At 67.4% G+C, this 14,406-nt stretch carries 11 protein-coding genes and 1 pseudogene; 5 read left to right on the top strand and 7 right to left on the bottom strand.

The window, feature by feature from the left end; all coding sequences use genetic code 11:
• Positions 1–144: 144 nt before the first annotated feature.
• The 3 genes and pseudogenes from J8I33_RS16320 to mfd all read right to left on the bottom strand — a co-directional run.
• Positions 145–1,164, bottom strand: a complete 1,020-nt coding sequence (locus tag J8I33_RS16320; protein ID WP_089435179.1) for a threonine/serine dehydratase — start codon at positions 1,162–1,164, stop codon at positions 145–147.
• 58 nt (positions 1,165–1,222) lie between these two features.
• On the bottom strand, positions 1,223–2,443 hold the full coding sequence (gene argE, locus J8I33_RS16315; protein ID WP_209938097.1) for an acetylornithine deacetylase: 1,221 nt from the start codon (positions 2,441–2,443) through the stop codon (positions 1,223–1,225).
• 136 nt (positions 2,444–2,579) lie between these two features.
• Positions 2,580–6,104 (bottom strand): annotated as a pseudogene (gene mfd / locus J8I33_RS16310) (transcription-repair coupling factor); the annotation flags it as partial.
• 19 nt (positions 6,105–6,123) lie between these two features.
• Here mfd and ispD point away from each other — a divergent pair.
• The gene (ispD, locus tag J8I33_RS16305) at positions 6,124–6,834 is read left to right on the top strand and encodes a 2-C-methyl-D-erythritol 4-phosphate cytidylyltransferase (RefSeq protein ID WP_050013299.1); all 711 of its coding nucleotides are present in this window, start codon (positions 6,124–6,126) and stop codon (positions 6,832–6,834) included.
• Between the two features lie 28 nt (positions 6,835–6,862).
• On the top strand, positions 6,863–7,348 hold the full coding sequence (ispF, locus tag J8I33_RS16300) for a 2-C-methyl-D-erythritol 2,4-cyclodiphosphate synthase (RefSeq protein ID WP_209938091.1): 486 nt from the start codon (positions 6,863–6,865) through the stop codon (positions 7,346–7,348).
• A gap of 126 nt (positions 7,349–7,474) precedes the next feature.
• Here ispF and J8I33_RS16295 read toward each other — a convergent pair whose 3' ends face one another.
• The 4 genes from J8I33_RS16295 to ompR form a co-directional block, all read right to left on the bottom strand.
• Entirely contained in the window at positions 7,475–8,002 is a 528-nt protein-coding gene (locus tag J8I33_RS16295; protein WP_006478562.1) for a carboxymuconolactone decarboxylase family protein, read from the bottom strand.
• A 76-nt stretch (positions 8,003–8,078) separates the two neighbouring features.
• On the bottom strand, positions 8,079–8,627 hold the full coding sequence (locus tag J8I33_RS16290; RefSeq protein ID WP_006478563.1) for a peroxiredoxin: 549 nt from the start codon (positions 8,625–8,627) through the stop codon (positions 8,079–8,081).
• A 189-nt stretch (positions 8,628–8,816) separates the two neighbouring features.
• Positions 8,817–10,178, bottom strand: a complete 1,362-nt coding sequence (locus J8I33_RS16285; RefSeq protein WP_050013296.1) for an ATP-binding protein — start codon at positions 10,176–10,178, stop codon at positions 8,817–8,819.
• 41 nt (positions 10,179–10,219) lie between these two features.
• Entirely contained in the window at positions 10,220–10,945 is a 726-nt protein-coding gene (gene ompR, locus J8I33_RS16280; RefSeq protein WP_004199523.1) for a two-component system response regulator OmpR, read from the bottom strand.
• 267 nt (positions 10,946–11,212) lie between these two features.
• On the opposite strand from ompR, the gene J8I33_RS16275 reads away from it, so the two are divergent.
• From J8I33_RS16275 to J8I33_RS16265, 3 genes are all read left to right on the top strand, one after another.
• The gene (locus J8I33_RS16275; RefSeq protein ID WP_006478566.1) at positions 11,213–11,491 is read left to right on the top strand and encodes a hypothetical protein; all 279 of its coding nucleotides are present in this window, start codon (positions 11,213–11,215) and stop codon (positions 11,489–11,491) included.
• A gap of 133 nt (positions 11,492–11,624) precedes the next feature.
• Positions 11,625–13,130, top strand: a complete 1,506-nt coding sequence (locus tag J8I33_RS16270) for a DUF1800 domain-containing protein (RefSeq protein WP_209938085.1) — start codon at positions 11,625–11,627, stop codon at positions 13,128–13,130.
• Between the two features lie 54 nt (positions 13,131–13,184).
• The gene (locus tag J8I33_RS16265; RefSeq protein ID WP_209938083.1) at positions 13,185–14,405 is read left to right on the top strand and encodes a DUF1501 domain-containing protein; all 1,221 of its coding nucleotides are present in this window, start codon (positions 13,185–13,187) and stop codon (positions 14,403–14,405) included.
• Position 14,406: the final 1 nt, after the last annotated feature.

Below are 14,406 nucleotides of genomic sequence, written 5' to 3'. Positions count from 1 at the left end.
CCCGCTCGCCAGCGGGGCAGCCACGACGATCTATCGGCACCTCGACGGCTAATCGCATACGAAATCCATTTAATCAGCGCCCCGGTCATCAAAGCGAGGCGCTTTTCAACAGCCTGCTAGGGCCTGCGCACGCGGGATGCGGCGTCAGTGCTGCAGTTGCGCGTGCGCGAGATGCATGCCGAGTGTGGCGGGGTCGGTATTCGTGCCCGACAGCAGCACGCCGACGCGCTTGCCCTGCAGCGTTTCGCGCAGCGGGCCGAGCAGCGCGGCGAGCGCGGCCGCGCAGGCCGGCTCGACCGACAGTTTCAGGTGCGAGAACAGGAACAGCATCGCGGCGCGCAGCGCGTCGTCGGAGACGGTGACGATGCGGTCGAGGTGGCGCCGGCACAGCTGGTAGCTGTATTCCTCGGTGTGCGGCGCCATCAGCGAATCGGCGATGGTCTGCATCGCGCTCATCTTGATCGTGTGATTGGCCGCGAAGCTGCGGCTCATCGCGTCGGCGCCTTCCGGCTCGACGCCGTACACGTGCACGCGCGGGTTCGCGAGCCGCAGCGCGGTCGCCATGCCGGCCGCGAGCCCGCCGCCGCCGATCGGCACGATCACCGCGTCGAGGTCCGGCGTCTGCGTCGCCCATTCGTAGCCGAGCGTCGCGGTGCCGAGGATCGTGTGATAGCCGTTGAACGGATGAATGAAGAAGCGGCCTTCCTCGGCCTCGATGCGCCGCACGAGATCGAACGCCTGCGACGCGCTGCCGGCCAGCACGACTTCCGCGCGGTACTGCTTGCACTGCGCGATGCGCGTCGGACTCGCGGTATGGAACATCACGACCTTCGCGCTGCTGCCGAGCCGCATCGCCGCATACGCGACGGCCGCCGCATGATTGCCGGCCGACACGCAGGTGACGCCGGCGTTCTTGCGGGCTTCGTCGAGCGCGAGCAGATGCGTGAACGCGCCGCGCGCCTTGAAGCTGCCGCTTGCCTGCAGCAGCTCGAACTTGAAGTTGACGTGCGTGCCTTCGAGGGAGGGCAGGTCGGCGCGTTCGAACACGGGCGTGCGCGCGACCCACGGCGACAACGCGAAATGCTGTGCGGCGATTTCGTCGAGCGTCGGAATCGGCTCGCCGTCGATCGTCGTATGGGCAGTGCCCTGTTGTTCAGTCGACATGACGTGGCGGGTGGCGGAGTGGGCCGACCCGCGCACGGGCCGGCGTGGCGGGAGGCAGTCAGTGCGCGTCGACCGACATGCTGCGGATGAACTTGCGCAGGAACTGCTCGCAGCCGGCGAGCTGCGCGAGCTCGACATATTCGTTCGGCTTGTGCGCCTGCTCGATGTTGCCGGGCCCGCACACGACGCTCGGGATGCCCGCGCGTTCGAACAGCCCGGCCTCGGTGCCGTATGCGACCTTGCGCTTGTCCTGGTCGGCCGTCAGCGCGCGCACGAGCTGCGTGATCGCAGCCTGTTCGGTTGCGTCGAGGCCGGGCGCCGCGGCGATCTTCGAGAACTCGATCGCGGCGTTCGGATGCTCGCGCCGCATCTGCGGCAGCAGCGTTTGCTGCGCATACGCTTCGATGCGCGTAAAGATCTGCTCGGGATCGAGCGTCGGCAGGTTGCGGAATTCGAAGTCGAAGCGGCACTCGGCCGGCACCGTGTTGATCGCGTTGCCGCCCTGGATCGTACTCGTCTGCGCGGTCGTGAACGGCACGTCGTACAGCTCGTCGAACGGGCCTTCGGCGCGGAAACGGTCGGCGATGTCGCGGATGTGGCAGATGAGGCGCGCCGCATACTCGATCGCGTTGAGCCCCTTCGGGGTCAGCGACGAATGCGCGGCGTGGCCGCGCACGCAGCAGCGGTACGCGTTGATGCCCTTGTGCGCGATGATCGGCCGCATGCTGGTCGGCTCGCCGACGATGCAGCCCGACGGCTGCACGCCGCGCTTCACGAGATCGGCGATCATCAGCGGCGCGCCCGCGCAGCCGATTTCCTCGTCGTAGGACAGCGCGAAATGGATCGGCTTCGCGAACTTGGTTGCCTGCATCTCGGGCAGCAGCGCGAGCGCCGCGCCGATGAAGCCCTTCATGTCGCAGGTGCCGCGGCCGTACAGGCGGCCGTCGCGGATTTCCGGCGCGAACGGGTTGCTGTCCCATTGCTGGCCGTCGACCGGCACGACGTCGGTGTGGCCCGACAGCACGATGCCGCCGTTCGTCGAACCGTCGTGCGCGGGCACGGTGGCAAACAGGTTCGCCCAGCCCTCGCGCGGATCGTGCGTGATCGTCGACGCGATGCCTTTTGCGGCGAGCGCGTCGCGTACCGTTTCGATCAGGCCGAGGTTCGGCACGCGGCTCGTCGTGTCCATCGACACGAGTTGCTTGACCCAGGGCAGGCTGACGAGCGATGCGTCGCCTTCGGGGGCGGCGGACGGCGCCGTCGCGTCGAGAGTGGACATGGCAAAACTCCGTCTGATGAATGGGAAATCATACTCAAAAACGCGCCGGCCCGCCTTCGTCGGGCGCGATGCGGTGCAGCAACGTCGCGCCCGTCAGGATGGCATCAGCGGGCCGCGACGGCGCCCCCTGTTTCGGGCCGAGCGCGCGCAGCGTTTCCTTGATCGTCGATACGCGGATCGCGAGATCGGGCGAGCGCGTCTCGATGCGCAGCTTGTCCTGGCCCGCGAGCTTGATGTGGCGATGCTTCTGCACCATCTCGATGATCCGCATCGGGTCGATCGGCGGATTCGGCTCGAACTGCAGGCCGATCGCGACTTCGCTCGCATCGATCTTCACGATGCCAAGCGGCTTCGCGGCGATCCGCAGCCGGTGCGTCTCGACGAGCGCGTGCGCCTGCGGCGGCAGCTTGCCGAAGCGGTCGATCAATTCCTCCTGGATGCCGTCGATCGCGTCGCCGTGCTCGCAGTTCGCGAGCCGCTTGTACAGCGACAGCCGCTCCTGCACGTCCGCGCAGTAGTCGGCCGGCAGGATCGCGGGCGCATGCAGGTTGATTTCGGTCGTCGCGGCGAGCGGGGCGGTGAGGTCGGGCTCCTTGCCGTTCTTCAGCGCCTTCACCGCGTCGTTCAGCATGTCCGTATAGAGCTGGAAGCCGATCTCGTGGATTTCGCCCGACTGCTTGTCGCCGAGCACCTCGCCGGTGCCGCGGATCTCGAGGTCGTGCATCGCGAGATAGAAGCCCGAGCCCAGTTCCTCCATTTGCTGGATCGCTTCCAGCCGGCGCTGCGCCTGCTTGGTCAGCGACTGCGGATCGTGCACCAGCAGGTACGCATACGCCTGGTGGTGCGAGCGGCCAACGCGGCCGCGCAACTGGTGAAGCTGCGCGAGGCCGAACTTGTCCGCGCGGTGCATGATGATCGTGTTCGCGCTCGGCACGTCGATGCCGGTCTCGATGATGGTCGTGCACAGCAGCACGTTCGCGCGCTGCGCGACGAAATCGCGCATCACGCGTTCGAGTTCGCGCTCGTGCATCTGGCCGTGCGCGATCACGATGCGCGCTTCGGGCACGAGCGCCTCGAGCATCGCCTTGCGGTTCTCGATCGTCTCGACCTCGTTGTGCAGGAAGTACACCTGGCCGCCGCGCTTCAGCTCGCGCAGCATCGCCTCGCGGATCACGCTTTCCTCCTCGCGGCGCACGAAGGTCTTGATCGCGAGCCGCTTCTGCGGCGCGGTCGCGATCACCGAGAAATCGCGCAGCCCTTCGAGCGCCATCCCGAGCGTCCGCGGGATCGGCGTCGCGGTGAGCGTCAGCACGTCGACTTCCGCGCGCAGCGCCTTCAGCGCTTCCTTCTGGCGCACGCCGAAGCGGTGTTCCTCGTCGATGATCACGAGGCCGAGGCGCTTGAACTGCACGTCCGACGACAGCAGCTTGTGCGTGCCGATCACGATGTCGACGCTGCCTTCGTTGATCTGCGCGATCGCCGCGTTCACTTCCTTCGCGGTCTTGAAGCGCGACAGCTCGACGATCCGCACCGGCCAGTCCGCGAAGCGGTCGGCGAAGGTCTGCGTGTGCTGCTCGGCGAGCAGCGTGGTCGGCGACAGCAGCGCGACCTGCTTGCCGCCGAGCACCGCGATGAATGCCGCGCGCAGCGCGACCTCGGTCTTGCCGAAGCCGACGTCGCCGCACACGAGGCGGTCCATCGGCTTGCCGCTCGTCATGTCGCCGATCACGGCCGCGATCGCCGCGGCCTGGTCGGGCGTTTCCTCGAAGCCGAAGCTTTCCGCGAATTTCACGTAGTCGCGCGGGTCGAGCGAGAACGCATGGCCTTCGCGGGCCGCGCGGCGTGCGTACAGGTTCAGCAACTCGGCGGCCGTATCGCGGATCTGCTGCGCGGCCTTGCGCTTCGCGCGCTCCCACTGGCCGGAGCCGAGCGCGTGCAGCGGCGCGCTGTCGGGGTCGGCGCCGCTGTAGCGCGAGATTACGTGCAGTTGCGCGACGGGCACGTAGAGCTTGCTGTCGCCCGAGTATTCGAGATGCAGGAATTCGGTTTCGCCCTCGCCGAGATCCATCGACACGAGGCCCATGTAGCGGCCGATGCCGTGCTGCGCGTGGACGACCGGATCGCCGACCTTCAGCTCCGACAGGTCGCGCACCATCGCGTCGACGTTGCTCGCCTGTTCCTGCCGGCGGCGTCCCGCGCGGCGGCCGAGCGCGCCGTACAGCTCGGTTTCGGTGACGATCGCATAGCCTTCGCCCGGCACCGCGAAGCCGTTCGCGAGCGGCGCGACGCCGAGCGCGAAGCGTTCGTCGCTCGCGAGCCAGCCCGCGAAGTCGTCGTTCGACGCGGGGCGCAGGTGGTGTTCGGCCAGCAGTTGCAGGATCGTCTCGCGGCGGCCGGCCGATTCGACCGTCAGCAGCACGCGCTTGCCCGACGATTCGACGAACGTGCGCAGCGACGCGAGCGGATCGTCCGCATGGCGGTCGACGGTCAGTTCGGGCAGCGCGGTCGCCCAGCCGCCGGCCGGCTGCGCGGGCAGCACGACGCGCGCGAACGGCTTCGCGAACGCGAAGAAATCCTCGTCGGACAGGAACAGCCGCTGCGGCTCGAGGATCGGCCGCTCGCGATCGTGTGCGAGGAACGCGTGACGCTGCTTCGTATCGGCCGTGAAGCGGCGGATCGACGCGTCGAGATCGCCGGTGAACACGAGGTGCGCGTCCTGCGGCAGGTAGTGGAACAGCGTGGCCGTCTCGTCGAAGAACAGCGGCAGGTAGTACTCGATGCCGGCCGACGGCACGCCGTTGCCGATGTCCTTGTAGATCGGCGCGCGGCTCGGATCGCCTTCGAAGGTTTCGCGCCAGCGGCTGCGGAAGGCCGTGCGCGCCGCTTCGTCGAACGGGAACTCGCGGCCGGGCAGCAGGCGCACGTCGCGCACCGGATAGAGGCTGCGCTGCGTGTCGGGATCGAACGCGCGAATCGAATCGACCTGGTCGTCGAACAGGTCGATCCGGTACGGCAGCGGCGAACCCATCGGGTACAGGTCGATCAGCGAGCCGCGCACGCAGTATTCGCCGGGCCGCACGACCTGGCTCACGTGCTCGTAGCCGGCCAGCGTGAGCTGCGCCTTCAGCTTCGCCTCGTCGAGCCGCTCGCCCTGCGCGAACGCGAACGTGTACGCGGCCATGAACGACGCGGGCGGCATCCGGTACAGCGCGGTGGTCGCGGGCACGAGCAGGATGTCGCAGCGGCCCTCGCCGAGGTCGTGCAGCGTGGCGAGGCGCTCGGACACGAGGTCCTGGTGCGGCGAGAAGGTGTCGTACGGCAGCGTTTCCCAGTCGGGCAGCAGGCGCACGCGCGCATCGGGCGAAAAGTAGCGGATTTCCTGCGACAGCCGCTGCGCGTCGACCGCGTTCGCGCAGATCACCGCGAGGAGCGGCACGTCCTGGCGGTTGTCGGCGAGATAACGGGCGATGGCGAGCGCGTCGGCGGAGCCGTGCGCGCCGTCGAAGGCAAAACGCTGGCCGGGCTTGACGCGGGCAACGGGTGAAGCGGACGGGGTGGAAGCGTTATCTGGCATAGGGACGACAGGGGTGGCGTGCACGGGCGCATCGCGTGCGCCGGTCGAGACGAAAGACCTATTATAAAATCCGCTTCTCGATTTCACCTTTCCGGCGTTTCCCTTCGTGACTCCCCGACTTTTCGCCCTGATTCCTTGCGCCGGCACGGGCAGCCGTTCCGGTTCGGCCGTGCCGAAGCAATACCGCACGCTGGCCGGCCGCGCGCTGCTGCACTACACGCTCGCTGCGTTCGACGCATGCAGCGAGTTCGCGCAGACGCTCGTCGTGCTCGCGCCCGACGATTCCCATTTCGACGCGCGCCGCTTCGCGGGCCTGCGCTTCGCGGTGCGCCGCTGCGGCGGCGGCTCGCGGCAGGCGTCGGTGCTGAACGGGCTGCTGGAGCTGGCCGAATTCGGCGCGACCGACCACGACTGGGTGCTCGTGCACGACGCCGCGCGCCCGGGCATCACGCCGGCGCTGATCCGCACGCTGGTCGCGACGCTGAAGGACGACCCGGTCGGCGGGATCGTCGCGCTGCCGGTGGCCGATACGCTCAAGCGCGTGCCGGCCGGCGGCGACGCGATCGCGCGCACCGAGTCGCGCGACGCGCTGTGGCAGGCGCAGACGCCGCAGATGTTCCGCATCGGCATGCTGCGCGACGCGATCCTGCAGGCGCAGCGCGAAGGGCACGACCTGACCGACGAGGCCAGCGCGATCGAATGGGCTGGTCATACGCCGCGCGTCGTGCAGGGCAGCCTGCGCAATTTCAAGGTCACGTATCCGGAAGACTTCGCGCTCGCGGAAGCGATCCTCGCGCGCCCCGCGAACGCTTCCTGACATTCACCCCCTCTCAATCGGAACACGCATGGATTTCAGAATCGGACAAGGCTACGACGTGCACCAGCTCGTCGAGGGGCGCCCCCTCATCATCGGCGGCGTGACGATTCCGTACGAACGCGGCCTGCTCGGCCACTCGGACGCGGACGTGCTGCTGCACGCGATCACCGATGCGCTGTTCGGCGCGGCGGCGCTCGGCGACATCGGCCGCCATTTTTCCGACACGGACGCGGCATTCAAGGGCGCCGACAGCCGCGTGCTGCTGCGCGAGTGCGCCGCACGCATCAAGGCGGCCGGCTTCACGATCCAGAACGTGGACACCACCGTGATCGCCCAGGCGCCGAAGCTGGCACCGCATATCGAAGGGATGCGCGCGAACATCGCGGCCGATCTCGGGCTGCCGCTCGATCGCGTGAACGTGAAGGCGAAGACCAACGAGAAGCTCGGCTATCTCGGCCGCGGCGAGGGGATCGAGGCGCAGGCTGCCGCGTTGGTGGTGAAGCAGGGCGGCTGACGACCTTGACGGCGGCGCGTGCGGTTCGCGCCGCACGCCGCGCCGCCGAAATGAAAAATGCCACGCGAATGCGTGGCATTTTCGTTTGCAGCAGGCGCGGCTCACGGCCGCGCGCCGTGCAACCGCTTATTCGCCTTCGGCGGCGATCACCTGCGCGGCGGCGTTGATCACCGACGCGATGCGGCCGACGTCGCGCAGTTGCGTGACGGTCATCCCTTGCTCGTTCTTCAGCAGCGCATAGTGCGACTTCACGCAGAAGTGGCACTTGCCGACGATCGACGCGGCGAGCGCGTACATCTCGAATTTGCGCTTGTCGACGCCGCCGTGCGTCGCGTACGCACCCATCCGCAATTCGGCGCGCTGCGTCTTCAGGTCGGCGTCGTCGGCCATCTCGACATACGGATACCAGGTGTTGTTCATCCCCATCAGCGCGGCCGCCGTCAGCACGGCGTTGGTCTCTTCGGGCGACAGCACGCCGGCTTCGCGGATCGTCTTCACGAGCACCGTGCTCTTCGCCGCGATGGCCGCCGCCAGCGCCACGCCGACCGCATCGGTGCCTTCGAGCGACGAGCGCGAGATCGTGCCATCGAGGTTCAGGCGAATGTCCTTCGCGTAGTCGGGGATACGTGCCTTAATCGAGTCGATGAATTCCATTGATATCTCCTATGGGTTGGCCGTTAAAAAAGCCCGCAGGCAGGACGTGCGCCGCGGGCTTCGTGCATTGCTACGCTTACAGCGTTGCGCCGCCGACTGCGCGGTTGCACGGGCACAGTTCGTCCGTTTGCAGGCCGTCCAGAATGCGCAGGACTTCTTCCGGGCTGCGGCCGACGTTCAGGTTGTTCACCGACACGTGCTGGATCGTGTTGTCCGGATCGACGATGAACGTTGCACGCAGGGCCACGCCGGCTTCCTTGTCGCGCACGCCGAGCTGGTCGATCAGTTCGCCCTTGACGTCGCCGAACGAGTAGTGGTTCAGCTTGTCGAGGTCCTTGTGCTCACGACGCCATGCGAGCTTGACGAATTCGTTGTCCGAGCTGCCGCCGAGCAGGACGGCGTCGCGCTCTTCGAACTGCTTCGTGAGCTTCGCGAATTCGACGATTTCCGTCGGGCACACGAACGTGAAATCCTTCGGATAGAAGTAGATGATCTTCCACTTGCCCGGGAACGACGCTTCGGTGACGGTCTCGAACGCCGACTGGCCGTTTTCCTCGTGATTATTGAAGCCCGGCTTCGCGGCTACGACGGTGAAAGCTTCGAGTTTATCGCCCACGGTTTTCATGCGGATACTCCTGTGTGAGTTGGGAAGAAGACTGAGTCAAGCTACCTCGGTGCTGCAACGATGATGTGACAGCATGGGGAAAACTATAACACTATTAGCAAGGCGCTTCAATAGATTTTGACTAACGACTCTCATAGCTTTTGTCAACCGGGTCGATAGTGTGACGCGCAAGATGCGTGCGCGAGCGTGTCACGCGGTCGCACGCGCCTTGCCGGCGCCGGGGAATTCCAGCGTGACCTCGAGGCCGGCTTCCGGGTGGCGGTTGCGCAGGCGCAGCGCGCCGCGATAGCGGCCGACGAGCCGCAGCACGATCGCCATCCCGAGGCCCGTGCCGTCCGCCTTGGTGCGTGCGGTGTCGACGCGGTAGAACGGCCGCATCACGAGCGGCAGTTGATCCTCGGGAATGCCGGGGCCTTCGTCGCTCACCGACAGCTCGACGCGCGCATGCGACACGCGCGTCTCGAGCGTGATGCGCGAAATGCCGTCCTGCTTGCTCTGACCGTACTTGCGCGCGTTCTCGACGAGGTTGCCGATCACGCGCCGCATGTCGGTCTCGTCGGCTTCGATGATCGCGCTCGGCGCGAGCCGCGTGCGGATCTCGACGCCGTCCTCGCCCGACACGCGCGCGGCGACTTCGTGCGCGACCGACGACAGGTCGACGGGCTCGGGCTTGCGCTGCGACGGGCGCGCATAGTCGATGAAGGCCGCGATGATGCGGTCCATCTGTTCGATGTCGTCGACCATCGCGTCCTTGGTCGCCTGGTCGGACGGGCTCATCTCGGTTTCGAGCCGCAGCCGCGCGAGCGGCGTGCGCAGGTCGTGCGAGATGCCCGCGAGCATCAGCGCGCGATCGGCCTCGAGCTGTTCGAGGTCGCGCACCATCTGGTTGAAGCTGCGGTTGGTGTCGGCCGCGACGCCCATCCCGCGCTCGGGCAGCGGCTCGGGCGCCTGGCCCGAACCGACCTGGCGCGCGGCGAGCGCGAGCCGCGAGAACGGCCGGTTCACGAGGCTCGTGATGAATGCGGAGCCGAACAGCGACAGCGCGAGCGCGAACAGCCCCCAGCCGGCCCACTGCAGGCCCGTGACGTTGTCGAGCTGGTCGCGGTCGAGCGCGACCCAGTAATCGTCGTCGTCGATCTTGAAGCTGATCCACACGCCGGGAATGTCGTTGACCGACTGCGCGATCACGGTATCGTCGCCGAGGCGGCTGCGGATGTCGTGTTCGATCAGGCGGTTCAGCGATTCGTCGGGCTGCAGCTTGAACTTGTCGGTTTTCTCGCGCGGGTACACGCGCACGCCCTCGTTGCTCTCGAGATCCTGCAGCAGCGCGCGCCGCAAGTCGGGATCGGAATAGAGCAGGGCGGTGCGCGTGAGCTTCACGACCGCGACGAGCTGGAGCGCGACGCGCTGCGCACGCGGCTCCCGCTCGATCACGCGAAAGCTCTGGAACCACGCGGCGAGACTGACCGAGATCAGCAGCGCGATCAGCAGGAAGGTGCGCCAGAACAGCCCGCCGAACGCGAGCTGCAAAAGGCGCCGGTCGATACGCATGGGACGGGCCGTGGGCGGGGCGAAACCGGGAAGGAAGAAGCTCAGGCGGCGCCGTCCGGGATGAACACGTAGCCGAGGCCCCAGACGGTCTGGATGAAGCGCGGGCTGCCCGGATCCGGCTCGATCAGCTTGCGCAGGCGCGAGATCTGCACGTCGAGGCTGCGGTCGAACACTTCGTATTCGCGGCCGCGCGCGAGTTCCATCAGCTTTTCACGCGACAGCGGCTGGCGCGGATGGCGCGCGAATACCTTCAGCACGGAGAATTCGCCGGTGGTCAGCGGAATTTCCTGGCCGGACTTCGTCAGCGTGCGCGTGGCGAGGTTCAGCGAGAATTCGCCGAACTCGAACACCTCGGTGGTTTCCGACGGCGCGCCCGGCAGTTCGGCCGGCGCCTGGCGGCGCAGCACCGCGTGAATGCGCGCGACCAGTTCGCGCGGGTTGAACGGCTTCGGCAGGTAATCGTCGGCGCCCATCTCGAGGCCGACGATGCGATCGACGTCTTCGCCCTTCGCGGTGAGCATGATGATCGGCGTGCGGTCGTTGCTGCCGCGCAGCCGGCGGCAGATCGACAGGCCGTCTTCGCCCGGCAGCATCAGGTCGAGCACGAGCAGGTCGAAGCGCTCGCGTACCCAGAGCTTGTTCATCGCGGTCGCGTTTTCCGCGACGTAGACGTTGAAACCCTGTTCGCCGAGGTAGCGGCGCAGCAGATCGCGCAGGCGAGGGTCGTCGTCGACGACGAGAATCTTGGAGGGGTTTTTCGTTTCCATGATCGGCATCTTATCGCGAATGGGAATTGACGCACGGCCGGGGATTTTCGTGCGTTACAGTCGGTTACAAAATTTACCCGTAGTGTCGCGCCGAGTAAAGGCAGGCTATAGAGATTCCTTTACTCGAAGCCGAAATTCGGTAGATACTCCCCTGCACTCCATCTTTCATCTTTGCACACCCGAATTCCGCAGGGTTTTTCAAGTACCAGAGGTAACCGGTTGCCGCGTGACGAAGGGAACAAATCGACCAAAGAAGCGAGGACGGTCATGCGATCTGCCCGGATTGCACTGATGCTGACGATCGCGCTTGCCGGTCCGTATGCGTCGAACTTCGCGTATGCGCAGCGCCCCGAGCAGGGCGCATCGTCGCGCAAGCTGCCGCGCGGCAAAGCGCCGCAACCCGATCGCGCCGCCGATATGACGGTCCGTTCCGCCGTGCCTCCCGATCTCGAACAGCGCCGCCGCGACGGGCACATGACGCCCGAAGAGCGGCACCTGTTGCGCCAGCACATCGAAGACGCCGTTCGCGAGCTGTACAAGCGCTGACGCGTGCCGTCATTCTTCTTGCGCGGAAGTGTCCGCGCGGAAAGAATTCGTAGCACTTTTTCCGTCAACTTTCTGCTGCCGAATGCCGTTGTACGGGCATCCGCACCGCCGGTGCGTTCCCGGAGCCATGACGATGAAAGCGAACGCTGCCGCACCGGCGCCGTCGCCTGCCATGCAGTCGCCGCTCGATGCCGACGACGCACTGTTTTTCCTCAGCCGCACCGGTTTCTCTCCCGCGCCCGCCGAGGTCGCGCGCATCGTCGGCATGACGCGCGCGCAGGTCGTCGCCGACACCCTCGGCAGCGCGCGACGCGAACCCGTCACGACGTGGCCCGACTGGCTCGCCGAGCCGCCGCCGACGCGCGCGCAGCGCCAGGCGCTGACGCCCGACATGCGGCGCGACGAGCAGCGCGAGCGCAATCGCCGCTATGATGCGTTGCGCGCGGCCTGGGTCAACGAGATGGTCGCGACGCCGTCGCCGCTGACCGAGCGCATGACGCTGTTCTGGCATGGGCATTTCACGTCCGGACAGGACAAGGTCCCTTATCCGCAAACGATGGCCGCGCAGAACGCGCTGTTTCGCCGCGAGGCGCTCGGCAACTTCGGCACGCTGCTGCACGCGGTCGCGAAGGACCCGGCGATGCTGCAGTATCTCGACGGCGCGAGCAATCGCAAGGGGCGGCCGAACGAGAATTTCGCGCGCGAGGTGATGGAGCTGTTCACGCTCGGCGAAGGGCACTACACACAATACGACGTGACCGAAGCCGCGCGCGCGATGACGGGCTGGACCGTCGATCCCGATACGCTGCGCTTCGCGGTGCGGCCCGACTGGCACGATGCCGGCGACAAGACGATCCTCGGCGAAACCGGGCCGTTCGACGGCGATGGCTTTCTCGACGTCCTGCTGAAGCGGCCGGGCACCGCGCGTTTCATCGCCGGCAAGCTGTGGCGCGAGTTCGTGTCCGATACGCCGGAGCCGGGTGCGCTCGATGCGATCGCCGAACGGTTTCGCGCGAGCGGCTACGACATTCGCGCGGCGCTCGCCGCGCTGTGGTCGACCGACGCGTTCTGGGATCCGCGCAACCGCGGCGTGCTGGTCAAGTCGCCGGCGGAATTCGTGGTCGGGTCGGTGCGGCTGTTCGACGTCGCGTACGGCGATCCGCAGATGCTCGCGGACACCGTGCGCACGCTCGGGCAGAACCTGTTCTATCCGCCGAACGTGAAGGGCTGGCCGGGCGGCGCGCTGTGGATCAACAGCACCACGCTGCTGTCGCGCAAGCAGTTCGTCGAGCAGCTGTTCCGCGCGACCGAGACGGCCGGCATGCGGCCGCCGGCCCGTGGCGCGATGACGCCGCCGCCGAACGCGCGTGCGCACGCGATGCCGGTGATCGACACGGCGTCCGCTGTCGGCCTGCGCGGCCTGCCGGCGAAGCCGGCGCGCGGCGGCCTGCGTTTCGACCTCGAACGCTGGCTCGCCCAGTATCGCGCGCGGCCGCAGGCGGTCGCGGGATTGTCGACCGAACTGCAGTTGCAGCACGCGGTGTTGCAGCTTTCGCCGGTCGCGGCGATCGACACGGATTCGACCGGCAGCGCGTATCTCGAGGCGCTGCTGATGGATCCGGCCTATCAACTGAAATGATGCAAACGACGACGAAGCGGGCAGCCGCCGCGGCGGCGAACCAAAGGACGTGCGATGAACCGACGTGATTTTCTGACGCTCACAGGCGCCGCGGCCGCCGCTGGCGTATCGATGTGGCAGGCACCCGCGATGGCGGCTGCCGCGACGCCGGCCGGGCGCAAGTCCGCGACCGGGTATGCGAACGTGCTGATCCTCGTCGAGTTGAAGGGCGGCAACGACGGCCTCAACACGGTGGTGCCGTATGCCGATCCGTTGTATTACCCGCTCCGGCGCAGCATCGGCATCAAGCGCGACCAGGTGCTGCAGCTCGACGCGCAGACGGGGCTGCACCCGTCGCTCGCGCCGCTGATGCCGCTGTGGCGCGACGGGCAGGTCGCGGTCGTGCAGGGGGTCGGCTATCCGCAGCCGAACCTGTCGCATTTCCGTTCGATCGAGATCTGGGACACCGCGTCGCGCTCGGATCAGTACCTGCACGAAGGCTGGCTCACGCGCACGTTCGCGCAGGCGCCCGTGCCGCCCGGTTTCGCGGCGGACGGCGTCGTGCTCGGCAGCGCCGAGATGGGGCCGCTGTCGAACGGCGCGCGCGCGATCGCGCTCGTCAATCCCGCGCAGTTCATCCGTGCGGCCCGGCTCGCCGAACCGTCGTCGCTGCGCGAGCAGAACCCGGCGCTCGCGCACATCATCGACGTCGAGAACGACATCGTGAAGGCGGCCGACCGGCTGCGCCCGCGCGGCGGGATGCGCGAATTCAGGACGGCCTTTCCGGTCGGCGCGTTCGGCACGTCGGTCAAGACCGCGATGCAGGTGCTGGCCGCGTGCGAAGCGTCCGGCCCCGGCGCACAGGACGGTGTCGCGGTGCTGCGCCTGACGCTCAACGGCTTCGACACGCACCAGAACCAGCCGGGGCAGCACGCCGCGCTGCTCAAGCAGTTCGCGGACGGGATGAGCGCGATGCGCGCGGCGTTGATCGAACTCGGGCGCTGGAACGAGACGCTCGTGATGACGTATGCGGAATTCGGGCGGCGCGTGCGCGAGAACCAGAGCAACGGCACCGATCACGGCACGGCCGCGCCGCATTTCGTAATGGGCGGCCGCGTGGCGGGCGGGTTGTACGGTGCGCCGCCGGCGCTCGGGCGGCTCGACGGCAACGGCAACCTGCCGGTCGCGGTCGATTTCCGCCAGCTTTACGCGACCGTGCTTGGGCCGTGGTGGGGGCTCGATGCGACGCGCGTGCTGCAGCAGCGTTTCGATACGCTGCCGCTGCTGAAGGTGTGAG

Origin of the sequence: Burkholderia sp. AcTa6-5 (assembly GCF_017815075.1) — a bacterium.
GTDB classification, from domain to species: domain Bacteria; phylum Pseudomonadota; class Gammaproteobacteria; order Burkholderiales; family Burkholderiaceae; genus Burkholderia; species Burkholderia sola.
The sequence above is the reverse complement of the archived record's forward strand: the minus strand, read 5'-3'. Positions and strand labels throughout refer to the sequence as shown.

What these genes read in the sequence shown, in the direction of transcription:
- argE (WP_209938097.1), bottom strand. Translation starts at nt 2,443, where the DNA reads ATGTCCACTCTCGACGCGACGGCGCCGTCCGCCGCCCCCGAAGGCGAC.
- J8I33_RS16270 (WP_209938085.1), top strand. Translation starts at nt 11,625, where the DNA reads ATGAAAGCGAACGCTGCCGCACCGGCGCCGTCGCCTGCCATGCAGTCG.
- ispF (WP_209938091.1), top strand. Translation starts at nt 6,863, where the DNA reads ATGGATTTCAGAATCGGACAAGGCTACGACGTGCACCAGCTCGTCGAG.
- ompR (WP_004199523.1), bottom strand. Translation starts at nt 10,945, where the DNA reads ATGGAAACGAAAAACCCCTCCAAGATTCTCGTCGTCGACGACGACCCT.
- J8I33_RS16285 (WP_050013296.1), bottom strand. Translation starts at nt 10,178, where the DNA reads ATGCGTATCGACCGGCGCCTTTTGCAGCTCGCGTTCGGCGGGCTGTTC.
- J8I33_RS16290 (WP_006478563.1), bottom strand. Translation starts at nt 8,627, where the DNA reads ATGAAAACCGTGGGCGATAAACTCGAAGCTTTCACCGTCGTAGCCGCG.
- J8I33_RS16265 (WP_209938083.1), top strand. Translation starts at nt 13,185, where the DNA reads ATGAACCGACGTGATTTTCTGACGCTCACAGGCGCCGCGGCCGCCGCT.
- J8I33_RS16320 (WP_089435179.1), bottom strand. Translation starts at nt 1,164, where the DNA reads ATGTCGACTGAACAACAGGGCACTGCCCATACGACGATCGACGGCGAG.
- J8I33_RS16295 (WP_006478562.1), bottom strand. Translation starts at nt 8,002, where the DNA reads ATGGAATTCATCGACTCGATTAAGGCACGTATCCCCGACTACGCGAAG.
- J8I33_RS16275 (WP_006478566.1), top strand. Translation starts at nt 11,213, where the DNA reads ATGCGATCTGCCCGGATTGCACTGATGCTGACGATCGCGCTTGCCGGT.